This is a genomic window from Kitasatospora sp. NPDC098663, from assembly GCF_044760075.1.
Lineage (GTDB): Bacteria > Actinomycetota > Actinomycetes > Streptomycetales > Streptomycetaceae > Kitasatospora.
In genome coordinates, this window is record NZ_JBIWAP010000021.1 from 1 (window position 1) to 20,278 (window position 20,278).

Annotated in this window: 15 protein-coding genes and 1 pseudogene; 8 read left to right on the plus strand and 8 right to left on the minus strand. The window is 72.4% G+C overall.

Features of this window, described 5'->3' with window-relative positions; translation table 11 throughout:
• Positions 1 to 247 precede the first annotated feature (247 nt).
• Complete coding sequence (locus ACIQVZ_RS22535; protein ID WP_402452402.1) at positions 248 to 1,822, minus strand: TolB family protein; 1,575 nt, start codon at positions 1,820 to 1,822, stop codon at positions 248 to 250.
• A gap of 153 nt (positions 1,823 to 1,975) precedes the next feature.
• On the minus strand, positions 1,976 to 3,364 hold the full coding sequence (locus tag ACIQVZ_RS22540; protein ID WP_402452403.1) for a TolB family protein: 1,389 nt from the start codon (positions 3,362 to 3,364) through the stop codon (positions 1,976 to 1,978).
• Between the two features lie 219 nt (positions 3,365 to 3,583).
• Here ACIQVZ_RS22540 and ACIQVZ_RS22545 point away from each other — a divergent pair, with 219 nt between their 5' ends.
• A complete protein-coding gene (locus ACIQVZ_RS22545; protein ID WP_350879719.1) occupies positions 3,584 to 4,495 on the plus strand; it encodes a LysR family transcriptional regulator in 912 nt (303 codons plus the stop codon).
• Between the two features lie 190 nt (positions 4,496 to 4,685).
• Here ACIQVZ_RS22545 and ACIQVZ_RS22550 read toward each other — a convergent pair whose 3' ends face one another.
• From ACIQVZ_RS22550 to ACIQVZ_RS22560, 3 genes are all read right to left on the minus strand, one after another.
• Positions 4,686 to 5,012 carry a hypothetical protein gene (locus ACIQVZ_RS22550; protein ID WP_402452404.1) on the minus strand — a complete coding sequence of 109 codons (327 nt, stop codon included), beginning with the start codon at positions 5,010 to 5,012 and terminating at the stop codon, positions 4,686 to 4,688.
• Between the two features lie 176 nt (positions 5,013 to 5,188).
• Positions 5,189 to 6,925 carry a serine/threonine-protein kinase gene (locus ACIQVZ_RS22555; protein WP_402452405.1) on the minus strand — a complete coding sequence of 579 codons (1,737 nt, stop codon included), beginning with the start codon at positions 6,923 to 6,925 and terminating at the stop codon, positions 5,189 to 5,191.
• A gap of 190 nt (positions 6,926 to 7,115) precedes the next feature.
• The gene (locus ACIQVZ_RS22560; RefSeq protein ID WP_402452407.1) at positions 7,116 to 8,273 is read right to left on the minus strand and encodes a hypothetical protein; all 1,158 of its coding nucleotides are present in this window, start codon (positions 8,271 to 8,273) and stop codon (positions 7,116 to 7,118) included.
• A gap of 195 nt (positions 8,274 to 8,468) precedes the next feature.
• On the opposite strand from ACIQVZ_RS22560, the gene ACIQVZ_RS22565 reads away from it, so the two are divergent.
• The 3 genes from ACIQVZ_RS22565 to pip all read left to right on the plus strand — a co-directional run bounded on the left by ACIQVZ_RS22565 (position 8,469) and on the right by pip (position 12,723).
• The gene (locus ACIQVZ_RS22565; protein WP_402452408.1) at positions 8,469 to 9,398 is read left to right on the plus strand and encodes a Gfo/Idh/MocA family protein; all 930 of its coding nucleotides are present in this window, start codon (positions 8,469 to 8,471) and stop codon (positions 9,396 to 9,398) included.
• Positions 9,399 to 9,702: 304 nt separating this feature from the next.
• Positions 9,703 to 11,589: an endonuclease/exonuclease/phosphatase family protein gene (locus ACIQVZ_RS22570; RefSeq protein ID WP_402452410.1), complete on the plus strand. Its 1,887-nt coding sequence runs from the start codon at positions 9,703 to 9,705 to the stop codon at positions 11,587 to 11,589.
• 174 nt (positions 11,590 to 11,763) lie between these two features.
• Positions 11,764 to 12,723, plus strand: coding sequence for a prolyl aminopeptidase (gene pip, locus ACIQVZ_RS22575; protein WP_402452411.1), 960 nt, complete (start codon positions 11,764 to 11,766; stop codon positions 12,721 to 12,723).
• Between the two features lie 160 nt (positions 12,724 to 12,883).
• Here pip and ACIQVZ_RS22580 read toward each other — a convergent pair.
• A pseudogene (locus tag ACIQVZ_RS22580) lies at positions 12,884 to 13,075 on the minus strand (hypothetical protein); the annotation flags it as partial.
• Positions 13,076 to 13,692: 617 nt separating this feature from the next.
• Here ACIQVZ_RS22580 and ACIQVZ_RS22585 point away from each other — a divergent pair.
• On the plus strand, positions 13,693 to 14,022 hold the full coding sequence (locus ACIQVZ_RS22585; protein WP_402452412.1) for a hypothetical protein: 330 nt from the start codon (positions 13,693 to 13,695) through the stop codon (positions 14,020 to 14,022).
• A gap of 60 nt (positions 14,023 to 14,082) precedes the next feature.
• Here ACIQVZ_RS22585 and ACIQVZ_RS22590 read toward each other — a convergent pair whose 3' ends face one another.
• Positions 14,083 to 14,607 (minus strand): ATP-binding protein, encoded by a 525-nt coding sequence (locus tag ACIQVZ_RS22590; protein WP_350879725.1) that lies wholly within the window; start codon positions 14,605 to 14,607, stop codon positions 14,083 to 14,085.
• Between the two features lie 291 nt (positions 14,608 to 14,898).
• Positions 14,899 to 15,870, minus strand: coding sequence for an SDR family NAD(P)-dependent oxidoreductase (locus ACIQVZ_RS22595; RefSeq protein WP_402452414.1), 972 nt, complete (start codon positions 15,868 to 15,870; stop codon positions 14,899 to 14,901).
• A gap of 65 nt (positions 15,871 to 15,935) precedes the next feature.
• Here ACIQVZ_RS22595 and ACIQVZ_RS22600 point away from each other — a divergent pair, with 65 nt between their 5' ends.
• From ACIQVZ_RS22600 to ACIQVZ_RS22610, 3 genes are all read left to right on the plus strand, one after another.
• Positions 15,936 to 16,508 carry a TetR/AcrR family transcriptional regulator gene (locus tag ACIQVZ_RS22600; RefSeq protein WP_402452416.1) on the plus strand — a complete coding sequence of 191 codons (573 nt, stop codon included), beginning with the start codon at positions 15,936 to 15,938 and terminating at the stop codon, positions 16,506 to 16,508.
• A gap of 437 nt (positions 16,509 to 16,945) precedes the next feature.
• Positions 16,946 to 18,625 carry an acyclic terpene utilization AtuA family protein gene (locus tag ACIQVZ_RS22605; protein ID WP_402452565.1) on the plus strand — a complete coding sequence of 560 codons (1,680 nt, stop codon included), beginning with the start codon at positions 16,946 to 16,948 and terminating at the stop codon, positions 18,623 to 18,625.
• Positions 18,622 to 20,220: an acyl-CoA carboxylase subunit beta gene (locus tag ACIQVZ_RS22610; protein WP_402452417.1), complete on the plus strand. Its 1,599-nt coding sequence runs from the start codon at positions 18,622 to 18,624 to the stop codon at positions 20,218 to 20,220. The genes ACIQVZ_RS22605 and ACIQVZ_RS22610 overlap by 4 nt, the downstream gene beginning before the upstream one ends.
• The last annotated feature ends 58 nt before the right edge of the window (positions 20,221 to 20,278 follow it).

Consider the following 20,278-nt stretch of genomic DNA (forward strand, 5'->3'; position numbering starts at 1 on the left):
GGCCCGGGGGCTTCTCTGTCCTCCCCCACCCTTATCGCCGGGGGGGGGGGGGGGGGGGGCGGGGGCCGGGGGGGGCGGGGGGGGGGCCGGGCGGGGGGGGGGGGGGCCCCACCCCCCCCCCCCCCCCCCACGGCCCACCAACCATCTGCCCCACCCTCCCGCTTCGGGGGCGGGACGCCGGCCCGGCCGACGTCCCGCCCCCGTCCGCGGTTCACGGTGCGGGCGGCGGTCGACGGGCGGTCGACGGTCAGTCGTCGCTGTCCTGGTCCTGGCCTTGGTCCTGGTCGTCGCCCTGGGCGTCGCCGTGGCCGTGGTGCGCGGTGGCGCGGGCGAAGACCTGGGAGTCGGTGCCCGCCGGGCCGCCGGTGCCGCTGAGCAGGTTGCCGCTGGTCGAGCTGAACACCACCGTGCGGCCGCGGGCGTCCACGACCGGGTCGGTCGAGGAGCCGTTGCCGAGCGAGCCGTCCGCGGCGGTGGCGACCCGCTCGGTCCGGCCGGTGCGCAGGTCGTGCCGGTAGACGTCCCAGCCCGGGTGCTGCGAGCCCGCCACCAGGTTGTCGGCGGCGGAGGCGAAGTAGACCCAGCGGTTGTCGGCGGTGATCCGGGCGTGGTCGGAGGAGCCGACCGAGGTGGTGCCGGGCAGGCCGCCGCTGATCTTCGTCACGGTGCCCTTCCTGAGGTCCCGGACGTACAGCACGGTGTGGAACCGGTGGCCGCCGGTCGACCCGCCGGGCTCGGGCAGGGCGTAGATCGCGCGCCGCCCGTCGGGACTGATCGTCGCGTCGAAGCTCGCGGCGCCGAGCTTGCCGTCGAGGTCGAGGCTGGCGGCGGAGATCCGGCCGGACTCCACGTCGTAGGTGTAGTAGGGGGCGGTCACCGGCCGGGCCAGGTTCGGCTGGGCCAGGCCCTTCTGTGCGCTGTGCGGCAGGGCCGGGGCGATGCCCGGGGCCAGCTCCACGTCGGCGGGGGCGGCGGCGCCCCCGGCGGCCGGGGCGGGGGTCTGGTCGGCGGGCAGCAGGTTGTCGGCCATGGAGGTGAAGCCGATGGTGCGGCCGTCCGCGCTGATCGTCGGGTGGAGGGACATGCCGTCGCCCGGCTTGCCGTCCACGCCGCGGGTCACCAGCCTGGTCTTCCCCGTCCAGCGGTCGGTGACGTAGATGTTGTAGTCCCAGGTGTAGGGCCTGGCCAGCGAGGGGGCGTCACCCTGGAGGTCGGGGACGAGGTCCTTGCGGCTGGAGCCGAAGACCACGTAGTGGCCGTTCGCGCTGATCGAGGGCGCGTAGGAGGCGTGGAACTTGTCGGTGTCGGTGCCGGTGAGCCCGCCGCTGATCAGCTCGGTGCGGCCGGTCTTCCGGTCGCGGACGTACACCTCGTCGCGCCCCTGGACCTGCATGCCGGGCACCACGTTCTCGGCGTCGCTGTCGAAGGCGACGTAGCGGCCGTCGGCGTTGATCGCGACGTTGTCGGTGAAGCCGTCCAGCGCGCTGCCGTCGGCGGCCAGGTTGATCCGCTCGGTGCGGCCGGTCCGCAGGTCGCGGACGTAGGCGTCGCGGGCGCTCTTCGCGGGCTGGGACACCAGGTTCGTGGCCCAGGAGGTGAACAGGGCGTAGTGGCCGTCGGCGCTGATCGCCTGGCTCCACGACTGGTTGTCCGGCGCGGCGCCGTTCACCCCGACGCTGACCTGGACGGTGCCGCGCGGCGCCCGGTCGGCCCGGTCGGCCTGGGCGGGCGCGGCGGTCACGGCGAGTACGGCGGTGGCCGCGAGAATGCTGCCGCCGCCGGCCAGCCACCGGTTGCGGGTGGTACGGGTGCTGCGTGTCATGACGTCTGCCTCCCCGGGGGTCGCCCGGCCGGGCTCCCTCCCGGCGACGGGCTTTCGGGAGAGCCAATCGTCGGGAGGGCCGGTGGTCAACGCCCACGGGTGATCTCGGCCGAAAATACGTCAACGGACGTATGCGGCAGGGGAGTCAGGGCGTCACAGGCGGCGCAGGAAGACGTCCAGGAAGGTGTTGGTGTCACCCGGCACCAGGTCGCCGTCCGAGGCGTCGAAGATCACCGTGTCGCCGGTGGCGTCCACGTACGGGCCGTAGGAGGAGGCGGTGCTCTGCCCGCCGCTCCGGGTGAGGCTGACCCGCTCGATCCGCCCGGTCCACAGGTCGCGGCGGAAGATGTCGCTGGCGGAGTTGGTGTCGTCGGGGACGAGGTTCTCGGCGGCGGAGTCGAAGTAGACCCAGCGGTCGTCGAGCGTCATGACGCCACCGGACGAGGACCACTTGGCGGTGGTGCCCGGCAGGTCGGTGTTGACCTTGGTGATCTTGCCGGTGGCCAGCTCGTGCACGTACACGTCCATCCGGATGCCGTGGGCCGGGGCGGGGGCCCCGCCGATGAAGACCGGGAGGCTGTAGATCGCGTAGCGGCCGTCCGGGCTGATCCGGCCGTCGCGGCCGCCGTCGCTCAGCGCCCCGGTGTCGTCCAGGCTGGCGCCGGCGATCCGGCCGGTGCCGGCCTTCCAGACGTAGTACGGGTAGAAGCGGGGCCCGGCCAGCTGGGGCGACCCGGCGCCGGTGGCCGGGTCGGTGGCCGGGGCCGGAGCGCCCGGGAGCAGGTTCCCGGCCCGGGAGCCGAAGCCGACGGTCGAGCCGTCCGCACTGATCGTCGGACCGAAGGAGTTGTTGTCGGCGCCCTCGCCCTCCGTGCCGGAGGTGACCAGCCGGGTGGTGTGCGTCCAGCGGTCGGTGACGTAGATGTTGTTCTTGCCGCGCTTCACGCCCGGGGCGAGGTCGGTGCGGCTGGAGGCGTAGGCGACGAAGCGGCCGTCCCAGCTGAGGGTGGGGCTGTCGGCGGTGCGGATGCTCTGGTCGTCGGTGCTCGCCGGGCCGGCGGCGGTGATCAGCTCGGTGCGGCCGGTCCAGCGGTCGCGGACGAAGACGTCGCTGCCGTGCTTCGGCTGGCCGGGCAGCACGTTGGTGGCGGCGGTGCTGAACGCCACGTACCGGCCGTCGCCGCTGATCGCGGCCTGGTCGGTGGCGGCGTCCAGCTTGGAGCCGTCGGCGGCGACGCTGACCCGCTCGATGTGCCCGTTGCGCAGGTCCCGCACGTAGATCTCGTCCGAGTTCGGGGTGCCGGCCCCGGGCAGCAGGTTGGTCGCGGTCGAGCTGAACAGCGCGGAGCGGCCGTCGGCGCTCAGCCCGAGCGCGGACGAGGTGCCGTCGAGCTGCTCGCCCTTGGGCCCCTCGCTCACCCGGGAGGTGTCCCCCTTGAGCGGCCGGGCCTCGGCGGCGGGCATCGCGGCCCCGGCCACGGCGGCGGCCACCAGGACGCCGGCGGTGCGGGCCAGCCAACGGCGGGTTCGTGCGGTGGTCATGGACATCCTCCCCTGATGACGGCGCCGGGCCCTCGTCACCCCCGCGGCCCGGCTCGGGAAGAGCCAATCGTCGCCCGGGCCGGGTGGTCAACCGGGCGAAGCGATCTCGTCCGGAAATACGCCACCGGTCGTATCGCCCCTTACCCGGAACCGGGCCCGAACCCCGCCCCGGCTCCGGGCCCGGTCCGGGCGGCCCCGGCACGCTGGCAGAATTGGCCTGTGATCGACGCCCGACGGCTGCGGACCCTGCGGGCCGTGGCGGACCACCGCACCGTGACCGCCGCGGCGGCCGCCCTCTACCTGACCCCCTCCGCCGTCTCCCAGCAGCTGGCCGCCCTGGAACAGGAGACCGGCCACGACCTGCTCGCCCGCGAGGGCCGGGGGGTGCGGCTGACCGCCGCCGGGGAGATCCTGCTCGGCCACGCCGACGCCGTGCTCGCCCAGTTGGAGCGCGCCGAGGCCGACCTCGCCGCCTACAGCGCGGGCGTCTCCGGCGAGGTGACCGTCGCCTCCTTCGCCACCGGCATCGCGCTCGTCCTCGCCCCGGCGATCGGGCTGCTGGCCGCGCGGGCGCCCGGGGTGCGGCTCAAGGTGCTGGACGCGGAGGGCGACGCCAGCCTGCCGATGGTCCTCGACGGCCGGGCCGACCTCGCGGTGGCCGTCGAGTACCGGGGCGCCCCGCGCGCCGACGACGCCCGGCTCACCCGCGTCCCGCTGTACGCCGAGCCGTTCGAGGCGGTGCTGCCGCTCGGCCACCCGCTCGCCGCCGACGGCGGTCCGCTCGCGGTCGCGGCCCTGGCCGACGAACGGTGGATCGGCCCCTACCCCGGCAACCCCTGCCACGACGTCGTCCTGCTGGCCTGCGAGCACGCCGGCTTCCAGCCGCGCCTGGTGCACTCCTCCGACGACTTCCGGGCCGTCGTCGCCCTCGCCTCGGCGGGCGCGGGCGTCGCCCTCGTGCCGCGCTCGGCGCTGCGCGGCGTCGACCTCGGCCGGATCGCCGTCCGGCCGGTGGACAGCGAGCTCGCCACCCGCCGGGTCTTCGCCGCCGTCCGGGCCGGCGCCGACGGGCACCCGCTGATCCGCCCGGTGCTGGACGCCCTCGCCGAGGCGGCCGCGGCGGGCGCCTGAGCCCGGGCCGGACCGGGGGGGGGAGGGGAGCGCCCGGGACCGGACGGCCTACCGGACAACCCGGGATCCCACCGGACGGGAGTGTGAGAACTTCACGATCCGGACATGGCGGGATCACTGGCGCGCCGCGAGACGAGGCGGGCAGACTCGGTGCCGGAGAACCAGCTGACGGGAGGCCGTGGACGTGGGATTACCGGTCGCGCCGGACGGGGGGCGGCCGTATCGCGAGCTGCGCTCGCTCCGGGAGGACACCCTGCTGACGCCGCGGCCGGACGGCCCGGCGGTGTTGCAGGGGCCGTGGGGGACCAGACGGCTGGAGGTCGCGGCGGAGGCCGAGGCCCGCAGCTTGCTCGGGGCCGTGCAGGCCCGGGGTGCGGACGAAGCCCTGGCCGGTGGGGCTGGGCTGGCTGCCCTCGGTGATGAACACCGCTGCAGAGGCCCGCTGGGCGTAGCAGGTGGCGGCGGACGGGCCCGGCGCCCCTTCGCGGTAGGCCCGGTTGCGGGTGAGCGGGGACATGGCCGAACTCGGCGGTCCACCCCTCGTAACTGCCCGGCCCCGGCGTCCCCGGCGTGCCCGCGTACGTCGCCGACTACCTGCTCGACACCACCCGCGCCGCCATCGACCGCACCAACTCCGCCCGGCTCTTCGCCGGGGCGGCGTTCCTCAAGTAGCGGCCGAAGGCTGTGGGGGCCTCACTCCACGATCAGGTACCGCTGCGCGCTCGCCCCGCTGGCGCAGGTCCCGCCGTCGCAGCCGCCCTTGGCCTCGGTGAACGCGTTCCAGACGTAGACCCCGGGCGAGGGCGGGGTGTACAGGTAGGTCGACGCGTCCTGCCAGGGCATGTTCTGCCAGGTCCCGTCGGGCGACAGCACCGAGGCGTGGGAGGAGAAGCCGCTCGCCGCCCAGCTCAAGGAGACCGGCCGGCCGGCCTTGGCCACGGCCTGGTCCGCCGGGGCCAGCAGGCGGGGGACGGCCGGGGCGTCGTGCCCGGGGTCGGGCGTCGAGGAGCCCTTCGCCCTGACGAACAGGAACCGGTCCTCGGACCACGCGCTGCCGGCCTGTCCTTCGGCGGCGTTCGCGGTGCTCGCCTCCCACCGGTACAGCCCGGCGGCGGTGGGCGTGAACGTGCAGGCGGCTGAGCTCAGCCAGGTGGTGTAACGGGGGGCGTCGTCGCCCAGCCCGGCGAAGACCCGCGACATCGCGGCGGCGTGGGCCCAGCTGAGCGTGACCGACTGGCCGAGCTCGATGACCGTCCGGTCGGCGGGCCCGGTGGGCTCGGGCGGGTGCGGAGTCCCCGCGGGCACGCTGGTCACCCTGGCCGGGGGCGGGGAGTCGGCCGGGGCACCGCCGGACGGGAAGCAGTCCGGCGGCCCGGAGCCGCCGGTCATCACGAAGAGGCGGACGCAGACGGCGGCGGCGACGAGCACGAGGGCGAGCGGCACCGGCAGCCAGCGGAGCCGGCGCTTCCCGCCACCGGGCGGCGGGGCGTCGGGAGCCTGCCGGAGCTCGGTGATCGCCGTACGGGTGCGGTCGTCCGGGTCGTTCGGTGGCCCGATCGGCGGGGGCCCGGGGTGGGCCGGAGCCGCCCGCCGCTGCGCCGGAAGCCACGCCCCGGCGGGCGCGTCGTGCGCGGCCGGCCCGAACAGGTCCAGCAACTCGGCGGGGGTGGGCCGGTCGGCGGGATCGCGTGCCAGACAGGCGGCGATCGCCGGGCGCAGGGCCTGCGGGACGCCGTCGAGATCCGGCTCGGTGTGCATGACCCGGTAGAGCATCACCTGCGCTGCACCGTGGCCGAACGGCGCGCACCCGGCAGCGTGGCAGAGCACGTGGCCGAGGCTGAACACGTCACAGGCCGGCCCGATCGCGCCACCCGCGATCTGCTCAGGCGCCATGTAGCCGGGCGTGCCGACGACGACCTGGGTCCGGGTGATCGCGGTCCCGTCCAGCGCGCGGGCGATCCCGAAGTCGATGACGCGCGGCCCGTCGTCGGCGAGCAGCACGTTCGACGGCTTGAGGTCCCGGTGGATCAGGCCGACGGCGTGGATGGCGTCCAGCGCCTCGGCCAGCCCCGCCCCGAGGACGCGCAACGACGCTTCCGGCAGCGGGCCGTGGGCGGCGACCGCCTCGGCCAGGGACGGCCCCGGAACGTAGGCGGTGACCAGCCACGGCGGGTCGCCGTCCGGGTCGGCGTCGACGACCTGGGCGGTGTGGAACCCGCCGACCCGCCGTACGGCCTCCAGCTCGTGGGCGAAGCGCCGCCGGAACTCCGGGTCGGCGGCGAGCTCCCGGTGCACGCACTTGACGGCGACCAGCCGGCCGCCCGGCGAACGCCCGAGGTACACCACGCCCATCCCGCCGCTGCCCAGGCGTCCGAGCAGCCGGTACCGGCCGCCGACCGTCGTCGGGTCAGTGGCTCGTAACGCCTCCACGACACCCCCGGTGGGCCACCGCGCAGCAGCCGGTCCCGTCGACCGGACCCCCCGTGACGAACCCTCGCCTCATCCCAGCGCGTCGCGCGCGGGGCTGTCAATGCCGGCCGCCGAACACCGGGCCGCCGAACAGCCGGCGACCGAACACCCGGCGACCGGCCGCCCCCGCGGGGCCGCTCGCGCTACGGCGTCAGATGCGCAGGGTCCGCAGGAAGCAGCCCTTCGCCGAGTCGGAGTAGTCGCAGCCGGCGACGTACAGCGAGTGGCCGTCCGGCCCGACGGTAAGGGCGTGGATGTACGGGTCGGGGATGGAGAGGGGCACGCTCTCGTCGAACCGGTTCTCGCCCGGTACGAACGTGTGCAGCGGAACGGGGAGCCTGTACTCGGGGCCGAAGAGCAGGTAGACGCGGCTGCCGTCGGCGTTCATCGCCGGGTGGTGGAACTCGAAGTAGCCGGAGCCGTACTTCATGACGAAGCGCACCTTGCCCGTGCCCGTTTCGAGCCCGATGCCGTCGGAGTAGGTGCGGACCAACCCGAGCGCCAGCAGGAAGGAGCCGTCGGGGGAGAGGGCCAGCTCGTCCTTGGCCCCGAGGTCGACGACCTTGACGGTGCCGATCCCGGTCCTGATGTCGAGGCGCAGCAGGTCGAGGTTGGTGCCCGCGTAGAGGTAGTTGCCGTCGGGCAGGACGGCGAGATCGTTGACCGTGTGGCCGGTGACCGCCGTCTGGTCGATGAACTCCTGGTCGCCGGTGGAGAATTCCAGGATCCGGCCCGGCTCCTCCTGCCCGGCGGGGCCCGAGGGCCCGGACTGGCCGACGTAGAGGGTCTCGCCGTCCGGGTCGGTGGCCAGACTGGTCGCCGCGCCCGGGGTCCAGCCTGCCGGGAGCTGCTGCTCCGGCGCGGCGATGCGGGCCTTGACCGTGTTGGTCCCGGTGTCGATGACGTAGAGGGCGGAGCCGACTCCGACGTACAGCCGGGTGCCGTCCGGGCTGAGGGCCGGCCGCCCGTAGGGTGCCGGGTCGCCGAGCGGGAGGCGGGCGGTCACCGTGCCGGTCTGCGTGTCGACGGTGGACAGGTAGACGCCCTGGCGCCCGCCGACCACGTCCGTCAGCACGAGGTAGACCGTCCGGCCGTCCGGACTGACCGCCTCGGTGACCTTCTCCCAGGTGAATTCCGCGAGCCGGACGGCCCCCGGAACGCCGGAGGCGGGGGCGGCGGGATCGCCGGAGGGGGCCGCCCCCGAGGCTCCCGAGACACCCGCCCCACCGAGCAGCAGGGCCACCGCCGTCGCCGCCGAGACGGTCCAGCGGGATCCGCGCCGTAACGCGCCTGCCGGGGTCCTCATCATGTCCTCCCCTTGTCGGCCGGTGCGCCGAGCCGGGCACCGGGTGGATCGAAGTCTAGGGGATTCCATTGCCGTCGAATGGCTCAACTATTAAGGAGTAAAGGAGAGTTGGAAGATGCGGAAGTGGCTGGTGGGTCGGGAGGCGGCCAGCGAATAGGGTGGGTACGGCCGATGACCGAGCGCACCACTGGAGACCTCATGAGTTCGACCGCTGTTCCCGACACCCTGCTCCCGGTCGGGGTCATCGGCCTCGGTGACATCGCCCAGAAGGCGTACCTGCCCGTCCTCGGCGCGATGCCGGGCCTCGACCTGCGACTGATGACCCGGGACCGGGCCAAGCTCGACCGCCTCGGCGACGCCCACCGGATTGCGCCCGAGCACCGCTTCACCGATCTCGGGGAGTTGATCGGGAGCGGGATCCGGGCGGCGTTCGTGCACGCCGCGACCAGCCAGCACGTCCCGATCGTGGAGCAGCTGCTGACGGCCGGTGTCGACGTCTACGTCGACAAGCCGCTCGACTACACCGTGGACGGTGCCCGCCGGCTCGTCGATCTGGCCGACCGGACGGGCCGCTCGCTGATGGTCGGCTTCAACCGTCGGTACGCGCCCGGCTACGCCCAGGCCAAGGAGCGCCCCCGTGACCTGATCGTCCTGCAGAAGAACCGCGAGGGCCTCGCGGAGGCCGCCCGCACCCTGGTCTTCGACGACTTCATCCACGTCGTCGACACCCTGCGCTTCCTGGCCCCCGGAGAGATCGAGCACGCCGACGTCCGCGCCCGCGTCCGGGACGGGTTGGTCGAGCACGTCGTCCTGACCCTCGGTGGGGACGGCTTCACGGCGCTCGGCATCATGAACCGGCTCTCCGGCTCGACGGAGGAGATCCTGGAGGTCTCCGGCGCCGACTCCAAGCGGGCGGTGCACAACCTCGCCGAGGTGATCGACCACCGTGGCCAGCCCACCGTCCGTCGGCGTGGTGACTGGGTGTCCGTCGCCCGCCAGCGCGGCATCGAGCAGTGCGTGCTGTCCTTCCTGGACGCGGTGCGGGCCGGCAAGGCACTGGACGCGCACGACGCCCTGCGCACCCACGAGCTGTGCGAGCTGATCGTGGAGCGGATCGAGGCGGGCTGAGGGGCCGTCGAGGCGGGCTGAGGGAGCGGGGTAGGCGCAAGGGGCCGGAGCGGAACCAGAAGTTCACTGACGGGGTCTTGTCGCGTCATTTTCTACGCGCGTATCTTGAGGGCGCTGCAGAAGGCGGGTGACCGGCTTCCGCTTCATCTACGCGGGTAGCGCGTGCCGTGGGCACGCCGCCTGACCATGCGTCACGGCCCGGCGGCCGCAGGCCCGCCGGGTCGACGACACCCTGTGCCCCCGCTCCACCCTCGACCGCCGTGCCACGACCGTGCCGCACGACGGAGCTAGGAGTCATGACCCGGTGACCACCGCCCCCGCTCCCCGCCCCCGCCGGGCCCTGCTGCGCGCCGCGATCCTCCCGGCCGGACTGGCCGCCTCGCTGGTGCTCGTCCCGCTGCCGGCCGCGAACGCCGCGCCCGCCGCCGCGAACGCCGCAGCCCCCGCCGGGCCGACCGAGGCCGGACCGCTGCGCATCCACGACATCCAGGGCACCACCCGGATCTCCCCGCAGGCCGGAAAGCCCGTCACCGGCGTGCCCGGCGTCGTCACCGGCGTGCGCGCCTACGGCAGCGCCAAGGGCTTCTGGATGCAGGACCCGAACCCCGACGCCGACCCGGCCACCAGCGAGGGCATCTTCGTCTACACCGGCGGCAACCCGACCGTGAAGGCCGGCGACTCGGTCCTGGTCAGCGGCAAGGTCACCGAGTACTACCCGAACTTCGCGGGCGGCTCGCAGTCCGTCACCGAGCTCACCGGCCCCGCCGTCACCGTACTGTCCTCCGGCAACCCGCTGCCGGCCCCGGTGGTCGTGGACACCCGCAACATCCCCGGCACCTACGCCCCGCCGGCGCCCGCGGGCGGCAGCATCGACGCGCTGCCGCTCAACCCGGAGAAGTACACCCTGGACTTCTACGAGTCGCTGGAGGGCATGCTCGTCCAGGTCAAGGACGTCCGGGTGATACAGGCGACGGACAAGTACAACGAGCTGTGGGTCGCCGCCGACCGGCAGGACCAGCGCAGCAAGCGCGGCGGCGTGCTGTACGAGTCGTACGCGGAGCCCAACGTGGGCCGCCTGATGGTGCAGCAGCAGGCGGCGGTCACCCCGCAGCAGCCGTTCCCGGTGGCCAACGTGGGCGACGTGCTGACCGGCACCACCACCGGCCCGCTGGACTACAACCAGTTCGGCGGCTACACCCTCGTCGCCGGCACCCTGGGCACGCTCCAGGACAACCACCTCCAGCGCGAGGTCACCGCCAAGGCGGCCGACCGCGAACTCGCCATCGCCACCTACAACGTGGAGAACCTGGCCCCCGGCAACCCGGACGCCAAGTTCGCCGAGCTGGCCCAGGGCATCGTCACCAACCTGCGCTCGCCCGACATCGTCGCCCTGGAGGAGATCCAGGACAACAACGGCGCCAAGAACGACGGCACGGTCGACGCCAGCCAGACCGTCGCCAAGTTCATCGCCGCGATCAAGGCGGCCGGCGGCCCGGCGTACGACTGGCGCTCGATCGACCCGCAGGACGGCAAGGACGGCGGCGAGCCGGGCGGCAACATCCGGCAGGTGTTCCTGTTCAACCCGCAGCGGGTCTCCTTCACCGACATCCCCGGCGGCTCCGCCACCAGTGCCGTGGACGTCGCCGGCAGCGGCGCCACCACCGCGCTGACCGCCTCGCCCGGCCGGATCGCCCCGACCGACGACGCGTGGACCAACAGCCGCAAGCCGCTGGTCGGGCAGTTCTCCTTCCGCGGCAAGAAGGTCTTCGTCATCGCCAACCACTTCAACAGCAAGGGCGGCGACCAGGGCATCGACAGCCGCTTCCAGGCCCCCACCCGCAGCTCCGAGGTGCAGCGGGTCAAGCAGGCCACCGTCGAGCAGGCCTTCGTCGCCAAGCTGCTGGCCGCCGACAAGGAGGCGCGCGTCGTCTCGCTCGGCGACTTCAACGACTACCAGTTCTCGCCCGCGCTGGCCGCGCTCACCAAGGACGGCGTGCTGCTCGACCTGGTGAACGAACTGCCGGAGACCGAGCAGTACTCGTACGTCTACCAGGGCAACTCCCAGGTGCTGGACCACATCCTGGTCAGCCCCGAGGTCGGCTACGCCAAGTACGACGTGGTGCACATCAACGCCGAGTTCGCCCAGCAGGCCAGCGACCACGACCCGCAGGTGGTCCGCATCAAGCCCTGACCCCCCGCATCAAGCCCTGACCTGAAGCCATGCCGCCTTCGCCGGTGGTGACCACCGCCGGCGAAGGCGGCTGCGGCATGGGGCGGGGTCATTCGCCGAACGGCCGTTCCCACCCCGCAGGTTGGGCGGAAAAGCACGGGCCCCGAACGCGCCCGCGCCCTAGGATCGACGGTCATGGTTGATCTCTACCCTCCGACGAGTCCCTACGCCCACGGTTTCCTCGACACCGGAGACGGCAACCGGGTCTACTACGAGCAGCTCGGCAACCCCGAGGGCAAGCCCGTCCTGTACGTCCACGGCGGCCCCGGCGCGGGGACGCCGGACCGGCCCACCCGGGCGTGGGACCCGGAGTGCTACCGCGTGATCCGCTACGACCAGCGCAACTGCGGCCGCAGCACCCCGCACGCCAGCGACCCGGCGGCGGACATGAGCCTGAACACCACGCAGCACCTGATCGACGACATGGAGCGGCTGCGCCGAAACCTCGGCATCGAGCGGTGGTTGCTGAACGGCGCCTCCTGGGGTTCGACCCTCCTGCTCGCCTACGCGCAGCAGCACCCCGAGCGGGTCAGCGAGATCATCATCCAGGCGGTGACGACGACCCGCCGGGCCGAGACCGACTGGCTCTACCGGGGCGCCGGGTCCTTCTACCCCGAGGCGTGGGACCGGTTCCGCGAGGGCGTGCCCGAGGCCGAGCGGGACGGCGACCTGCTCGCCGCCTACGCGCGGCTGATGGAGAACCCCGACCGGGCGGTCCGGGAGAAGGCCGCCGCCGACTGGCTGGCCTGGGAGGACGCGGTCATCTCGAACGAGCCCAACGGCTCGCCCGGCATGTACAGCGCCCGGGAGGCCGACGAGCAGATCGCGTTCGTCCGGATCTGCGCCCACTTCTTCAGCAACGGCGCCTGGCTGGAGGAGGACCAGCTGCTGCGCAACGCCCACAAGCTGGCCGGCATCCCGGGGGTGCTGGTGCACGGCCGGCACGACATGGGCGGCCCCGTGCAGACGGCCTGGGAGCTGGCGAAGGCGTGGCCGGGCGTGCGGCTGCACATCTCCGAGGACTCGGGGCACATCGGCAGCGAGGAGATGAAGAACACCGTCCGGGAGGCCATCGAGGAGTTCAAGCACCGCTGATCCCCGGGGTGCCCGGCAGGGCGACGCCCGCCCGGGGCGTCGCCCTCAGGCCCGGTGTGACTGGAAGTCGTAGTCGGCGGGTGGGTCTGCGGTTCGTGCAGGTGGTGCGGACGTGTCGTGCGCCCGCAGCGTGTGCGCCCGCAGCGTGCGCGCGGGCAGGGTGGCCGGCGAACTCGGCGACCAGGGCGGCCGGGGCGCCGGGACAGGGCCACTCCATGTCCTCACCCCAACCCTCGCGCATCGGCAGCGGCATCACCACGTCCCGCAGCAGCATCGCGATGTCCACCGACGTGTCCGACACCAGCGCGAGACGGAACGCCACGATCGAATGCGTGTAAAGGTCCAGTGCCAGCTTGTGGACGTAGTTCTGGACTGACCGTTGACCGCTGGTCAGGGTCTTCTGGATCTCCGGCGGTATCTGGAGCCGGCTCGCCCGGTCACGTTGGCTCTTGCCCCGGGTTCTGCCCAGCACGCCTCATTTTCTGGTGGCCCCACCCGCGTGAGTCCTGGCATCATGGGCCCATGACGCAGACCCGAAAGGCCGATGGCGCGTAGGCCGCCCGGCGCCATCCGCGCTCAGCGGTGGCCAGCCCCCAGCACGACCCGTTCCGTCCGCCGGATTCCAGGCATTCCCCGTCGAACTCGGGCGGCCATCTACCAGATCGAGGCCCAGCATCTGGGGCGCGGTGCTGTTGCTGAGGCTCTGCACCGATACGAGAGATTCCTCCAAAAACCCGGCCGATACCTGTATCTGCCCTGGGATGACTGTCCCTGCTGCGACCCGACGGACGCCCGGGACACCCTCGAAGACGCCCTTCGCCGGCTGCCACCCGCAGCGCGGGGAGGGCTGCGCGGGATCGTCGCACGACTCGATGAGGAGTTCCTCCGCCGCACCCTGCCCGACCCATCGGCCGCGTCGGTGAGTTCATGGCATGCAGCAGCGTGGTGGAGGCAGCGAATCCGGGAGATATGACCGCTGACCTGCTGCTGGGCAGCGTCCTCCTGGACCGGGACGAGACAGACATCATCGAGCGCGCGCTCTTCATCGCCCTCTATCACCGGCGCCCGCCTGCGGACAGCGAACCGTCGGTGGACACGTGCCGAGCCCTCTTCGACGAACTTCGTCGCGTCAGATCGACGGCACAGCCTTCGGGACCCGAATCTCGCCGGCTCGCCGCCGCCGCCGCCGACGGCGTGCGACACGAGTGCCTCCGGGCGGCCAGGTGCCCCGGCCAGACCAGGGAGCCGTCTTGCAACGGCGATCCGAGGTCTGGTCACGCTTCTTGCAACCTGCGATGAATTGCCATTCATGGTGGAACCGGTTCCGGTCATCCCGGGCTCGCGCGACCGGGGCGGACCTCAACTCTTGATGGCCTCCGCGATCTGCAGGGCGGCTTGGGCGGGCGTGAGGTGCGTGGTGTCGATGACCTCGGCCTCGGCGTGCAGCCACGTGCGGGCCGCCTCGGCGTAGGGCTCAAGGTATTTGAGGCGGAACGGGGAGTTGGGACCAAGAACAGTGTCGCCCGCGATGCGCCCACGAAGGGTGTCCTGGTCGGCGTGGAGGACGAAGTGCCTTACCGGAATGTCATGTTGGGCGAGGCCCGTGCTGATCTCGCGCCAGTACTGCTCGACAAGGACAGTCATGGGCATCACCAGTGTGCCTCCGGTGTAGTCGAGTACGCGGCGGGCGGTCTCGACTACGAGCGGCCGCCACGGCGGCCAGTGCTGGAAGTTGTCCGTCACGGGCAGCCCCGGCGTGATGTCCATGAGCGTCTCACCGACCTTCTCGGCGTCGAATACCCGTGAATCCGGGATCAGTTGCTGCACGAGTGCACTGGTCGTCGTCTTGCCTGCGCCGTGGGTGCCGTTGAGCCATACGATCATGGAACCCGATGCTAGTGCTGTGCGGGCCGGGGGAACGGGCACAGCATCAATCTGGTACGGCTTCGGCTTTCCCAGGGTGGTATCAACCGCAAAGATCAGGTGTCACCGAACTCGAAGATGTCCCGTCGCGATGAGTCTGTCCGTGGATCTCGTGGTGAGCTGCGGGGTTGCCAGGTGGAGTGAGAAAGCTCGACGCTGGATTCTCGGTGTGCCTGGCTTCCGCGGAATCCGGGCGCAGTCGGCTCGTCGCCGTCGGGGAAGTCGGGCGCGAGGTGTCGTGGTGTCGGGGGGTCAGGTGCCGAGCAGGTCGGTCGAGACCGCCCATAGGCGCTCGGCGGCAGCGGGATCGAGCGCCCATTCCTTGACGCCGTGCGGGTGTTGCGCGAGATCGGCGTCGTTCGGCACCGTGTAGGCCTCCTGCGAGTCATCGAGGTAGTGGCCTCCGGAGTGGGCGAACTGCGGGGCGACGGCCGCGACCATGGTGGTGGCGGCCCCCTGCTGGACCGTTTTGTACGCGAAGACTCCGGCGGCCTCGGCCGCATCGAGCGCCTGCTTCTGCCGCGCGGTGAAGTTCCGCTGCAGACCCGTTGCGACGCCGCCGGGGTTCACCGCGTTGGCGACGATGCCGTCGGAGGCCCACAGCCTGGTCGCCTCGACAGCGAACAGGGAGTTCGCCGTCTTCGACTGGGCGTAGGCGATCTGCGGGTCGTAGCCGCGCCGCTCGAAGTGGAGGTCGTCGAAGTCGACGCCGGAACGCATATGCGCCGTCGAACTGACCGAGACGATCCGTGCGCCGTCGCGGTCGCACGCTCCGAGGGCCAATGCGTGGTGCAGACCTATGGTGAGTGCGAGGTGACCCAGATGGTTCGTCGCGAACTGCAGCTCCCAGCCCTCGCGGGTTCGTTCGAGGCCACCGGTGACCACGCCCGCGTTGTTGACCAGCAGGTGAAGCGGGCCGCTCCACGTGTCGACGAACGACGTGACGGTGGCCCTGTCGGCGAGGTCCAGACGGACGACTCGGGGGCGGATCCCTCTGGTCGAGCTCTCGATCTCTCCGGCGACGGCAACACCCGTAGCCGTGTTCCGCACGGCGAGCGTCACCTGTGCCCCAGCTGCGGTCAAGGCGCGAGCCGTCTCGATTCCGATTCCGGAGGAAGCTCCCGTCACGATCGCGCGGATGCCGGTCAGGTCAACGCCCCGCACCACCTCGTCCGCTGTGCTGGAGGCGGTGAAGGGCGTGGAGAGAGGTTCGCGAGCCGTCATGACAGCGAGGCTATACACACTGAACTGAACTTGTATAGCTGGACTCACGCTCCTATGCTCGCCCCATGAGCAGCCCCGAGGCCGGCCCCTTGTCGTCGCCAACCACCGATACCGACCGTCGGACCGCAGTCCTGGACTCCGCTCTGGCCACGTTCGCGCGATTCGGCTACCGGAAGACCTCGATGGAGGAAGTGGCGCGGGCGGCAGACATCTCCCGCCCCGGGCTCTACTTCCTCTTCTCCTCGAAGGAGGCTCTGTTCCGTGCCGCCGTCACCCAGGCCTTGGAACGCGACATCGCAGTGGTCGAACACGTCCTGGCCGATGTCGACCGTCCTCTTCCGGAGCGCCTCCTCGAAGCCTTCGACCAGTGGGCGGGCCGCTACGTCGGCCCGCTGACGCGCGATGTCGCCGTGGTCATCGAGAACAACCCCAACCTCCTCGGGGGGATCGCACAGACCACTCCACGACGTTTCGAGGAGCTGATCACGGATGCGATCTCCGTCGAGTCAGGGCAAGAGACAGCCACTCCCGTCGCGCGGACGATGATCAGCACATCGATCGGCCTCAAGCACCAGGCCGCAACGCGGGAGTTCTACCTCGAACGCCTGAAGATCGCCATCGAACTCCTGGTGCACTGAAGAGCCGAGGCCTGCCGCTTGTGCCCAGAGCCGCCGGTACCTCCGGCCTTCCGCGTACACGCCGCAAGCGACCGTGGCGGGAACGGTGAGAATCCGACGACACGGATGAGACCGAGTGAGAATCCGCCATCTGCCGTGCGACAGGACACCCGGCTCAAGTCACTCAGCGTGGCGGGAGCCTGAAGCCGCCACCTATCGGTTCCAACCGCCATCTATCGCTGCCAGTCACAAGGCCCGGTGTGACGGTCGACGTTCGCATCGGCAACGAAACAAGCAGGCGCGATTGCTTTTTTCTGCGCCCGGTGCCACGCTGCTGCCCGGCGGCGCTCGCGTGGGGGCGTCGCCAACCCGTCGGCAGGGGAGGCGCTTTGGCGCGCGAACGCTCGGTACTGCGGATCGGTAACGCCTCGGGGTTCTACGGGGACCGCTTCGCGGCGATGCGGGAGATGCTCACCGGCGGGCCGCTGGACGTGCTCACCGGGGACTACCTGGCAGAGCTGACCATGCTCATCCTGGCCCGGGACCGCCTGAAGGACCCTTCCCTCGGCTACGCCCGGACGTTCCTGCGGCAGATGGAGGAGTGCCTCGGCCTGGCGCAGGAGCGCGGGGTGAGGATCGTGGTGAACGCGGGCGGGCTGAACCCGGCCCGGCTCGCCGCCGAACTGCGGAACCTGGCGCAGCGCCAGGGCCTCGCGGTGGCCGTCGCTCACGTCGAGGGGGACGACCTGCTGCCGCGTCGGAGCGAACTCGGCTTGCCCGAGGGCCTGTTGGCCGCGAACGCCTACCTCGGTGGCTTCGGGGTGGCGGCCTGCCTGGCCGCGGGCGCCGAGGTGGTGGTCACCGGCCGGGTCACCGACGCGGCGCTGGTCGCCGGGCCCGCGATCGCCCACTTCGGCTGGACGGCGGCGGACCTCGACGCCCTCGCCGGGGCGGTGGTCGCCGGGCACGTGCTGGAGTGCGGCGCCCAGGCGACGGGCGGGAACTACGCGTTCTTCCGCGAGCATGACGTGACCCGCCCGGGCTTCCCGATCGCCGAACTGCACGCCGACGGCTCCAGCGTGATCACCAAGCACCCGGGCACCGGCGGCGCCGTCACCGTGGGCACCGTCACCGCCCAACTCCTGTACGAGACGGGCGGAGCGCGCTACCTGGGCCCGGACGTCACCGCCCGGCTGGACACCGTGCGGCTCGCCGAGGAGGGGCCGGACCGGGTCCGGATCGACGGGGTGTGCGGCGAGGCGCCGCCGCCCACACTCAAGGTGGGCCTGAACCGGCTCGGCGGCCACCGCAACGAGGTGGTGTTCGTCCTCACCGGCCTCGACATCGAGGCCAAGGCCGACCTGGTGCGGCGGCAGTTCCTGGACGCCCTGCCGCCCGCCGCCCGGCCCGCCGAACTGCGCTGGACGCTCGCCCGGACCGACCACCCGGACGCCGGTACCGAGGAGGCGGCCTCCGCCCTGCTCCGGCTCACCGCCCGCGACCCGGACCAGGCCAAGGTCGGTCGCGAACTTGGCAGGGCAGCCGTGGAGTTGGGGTTGGCCGGCTACCCGGGCTTCCACCTCACCGCGCCGCCCGGCGCCGGCGCGCCGTACGGGGTGTTCGCCGCCGCGTACGTCGACGCCAAGGCCGTCGAGCACACCGCCGTGCTGCCGGACGGCCGCCGGCTCGCCGTCCCACCGGCCCCGGTGACGAGCCGGCCGCCCGAGACCTCCGAAGAGCCGCCGCTCCCCGACGCGTACCCCGACGCGTACCCCGACGCGCTCCCCGACGCACCCCCCACCGGCCCGACCCGCCGCGCCCCGCTCGGCCTGGTGGCCGGCGCCCGCAGCGGCGACAAGGGCGGCGACGCCAACCTCGGCGTCTGGGCCCGCTCCGAGGTGGCCTGGCGCTGGCTCGCCCACACCCTCACCGTCGACAAGCTGCGCGAACTCCTGCCCGAGACGGCCGACTTGCCCGTCGCCCGGCACCTGCTCCCGAACCTGCGCGCGGTCAACTTCACCCTCACCGGCCTGCTCGGCGAGGGCGTCGCCGCGCAGCACCGCTTCGATCCGCAGGCCAAGGCCCTCGGGGAGTGGCTGCGCTCCCGCCATCTCGACATCCCGGAGGCCCTGCTGTGACCGTGCTGCCCACCCGCGTCGACCCGGCCGGGCCCGAGTACGCCGAGCACCGCGCCGCGATGCTCGCCAAGCTGGCCGGGCTGGACGCCGAGCACGCCAAGGCGCTGGCCGGCGGCGGCCCCAAGTACGTGGACCGCCACCGCACCCGGGGCAAGCTGCTGCCGCGTGAGCGGATCGAGCTGCTGGTCGACCCGGACTCGCCGTTCCTGGAGCTCTCGCCGCTGGCCGCCTGGGGCAGCGACTACCCGGTGGGCGCGGCGCTGGTCACCGGCATCGGCGTGATCGAGGGCGTGGAGTGCCTGATCACCGCCAACGACCCGACCGTGCGCGGCGGCGCGAGCAACCCGTGGACCCTGCGCAAGGCCCTGCGCGCCAACGAGATCGCGTTCGACAACCGCCTCCCGGTGGTGAACCTGGTCGAGTCCGGCGGCGCCGACCTGCCCAGCCAGAAGGAGATCTTCATCCCCGGCGGCGCGCTGTTCCGCGACCTCACCCGGCTCTCCGCCGCCGGAATCCCCACCGTGGCCGTGGTGTTCGGCAATTCGACGGCCGGCGGCGCCTACGTCCCCGGCATGTCGGACCACACCGTGCTGGTCAGGGAGCGCGCCAAGGTGTTCCTCGGCGGCCCGCCGCTGGTCAGGATGGCCACCGGCGAGGAGGCCGACGACGAGTCGCTCGGCGGCGCCGAGATGCACGCCCGCACCTCCGGCCTGGCCGACCACTTCGCGGCGGACGAGGAGGACGCGCTGCGGCTGGCCCGCCGGATCGTCGCCCGGCTGGACCACCGCAAGCCGGGCCCGTCGCCGGACCGGCTCGCCGAGCCGCCGAAGTACGACGAGGAAGAGCTGCTGGGCATCGTCCCGGGTGACCTCAAGGTGCCCTTCGACCCGCGCGAGGTGATCGCCCGGATCGTCGACGGCTCCGACTTCGACGAGTTCAAGCCGCTCTACGGCACCAGCCTGGCCACCGGCTGGGCCCGGCTGCACGGCTACCCGGTCGGCGTGCTGGCCAACGCACAGGGCGTGCTGTTCAGCGCGGAGTCCCAGAAGGCCGCCCAGTTCATCCAGTTGGCGAACCAGCGGTGCATCCCGCTGCTGTTCCTGCACAACACCACCGGCTACATGGTCGGCCGGGCGTACGAGCAGGGCGGCATCATCAAGCACGGCGCGATGATGATCAACGCCGTCGCCAACTCCCGGGTGCCGCACCTGTCGGTGCTGATCGGCGCGTCCTACGGTGCCGGCCACTACGGCATGTGCGGGCGGGCGTACGAGCCGCGCTTCCTGTTCGCGTGGCCGAGCGCCAAGTCCGCGGTGATGGGCCCGCAGCAGCTCGCCGGGGTGCTGTCGATCGTCGCCCGGCAGTCGGCCGCCGCGAAGGGGCAGCCGTACGACGAGGACGCGGACGCGGCGATCCGCGCCATGGTCGAGCAGCAGATCGAGGCCGAGTCGCTGCCGGTGTTCCTGTCCGGGCGGCTGTACGACGACGGCGTGATCGACCCGCGCGACACCCGTACGGTGCTCGGCCTGTGCCTGTCCGCGATCCACAACGCGCCGGTCGAGGGCACACGCGGCTACGGCGTCTTCCGGATGTGAGGCCGAGCCGCGATAACCGAGCTGCGATAACCGAGCCGCGAGACCGAGCCGCGAGACC

What these genes read in the sequence shown, in the direction of transcription:
- ACIQVZ_RS22565 (WP_402452408.1), top strand. Translation starts at nt 8,469, where the DNA reads ATGAGTTCGACCGCTGTTCCCGACACCCTGCTCCCGGTCGGGGTCATC.
- ACIQVZ_RS22585 (WP_402452412.1), top strand. Translation starts at nt 13,693, where the DNA reads ATGACCGCTGACCTGCTGCTGGGCAGCGTCCTCCTGGACCGGGACGAG.
- ACIQVZ_RS22560 (WP_402452407.1), bottom strand. Translation starts at nt 8,273, where the DNA reads ATGATGAGGACCCCGGCAGGCGCGTTACGGCGCGGATCCCGCTGGACC.
- ACIQVZ_RS22595 (WP_402452414.1), bottom strand. Translation starts at nt 15,870, where the DNA reads ATGACGGCTCGCGAACCTCTCTCCACGCCCTTCACCGCCTCCAGCACA.
- ACIQVZ_RS22590 (WP_350879725.1), bottom strand. Translation starts at nt 14,607, where the DNA reads ATGATCGTATGGCTCAACGGCACCCACGGCGCAGGCAAGACGACGACC.
- ACIQVZ_RS22605 (WP_402452565.1), top strand. Translation starts at nt 16,946, where the DNA reads ATGCGGGAGATGCTCACCGGCGGGCCGCTGGACGTGCTCACCGGGGAC.
- ACIQVZ_RS22550 (WP_402452404.1), bottom strand. Translation starts at nt 5,012, where the DNA reads ATGTCCCCGCTCACCCGCAACCGGGCCTACCGCGAAGGGGCGCCGGGC.
- ACIQVZ_RS22540 (WP_402452403.1), bottom strand. Translation starts at nt 3,364, where the DNA reads ATGACCACCGCACGAACCCGCCGTTGGCTGGCCCGCACCGCCGGCGTC.
- pip (WP_402452411.1), top strand. Translation starts at nt 11,764, where the DNA reads ATGGTTGATCTCTACCCTCCGACGAGTCCCTACGCCCACGGTTTCCTC.
- ACIQVZ_RS22600 (WP_402452416.1), top strand. Translation starts at nt 15,936, where the DNA reads ATGAGCAGCCCCGAGGCCGGCCCCTTGTCGTCGCCAACCACCGATACC.
- ACIQVZ_RS22535 (WP_402452402.1), bottom strand. Translation starts at nt 1,822, where the DNA reads ATGACACGCAGCACCCGTACCACCCGCAACCGGTGGCTGGCCGGCGGC.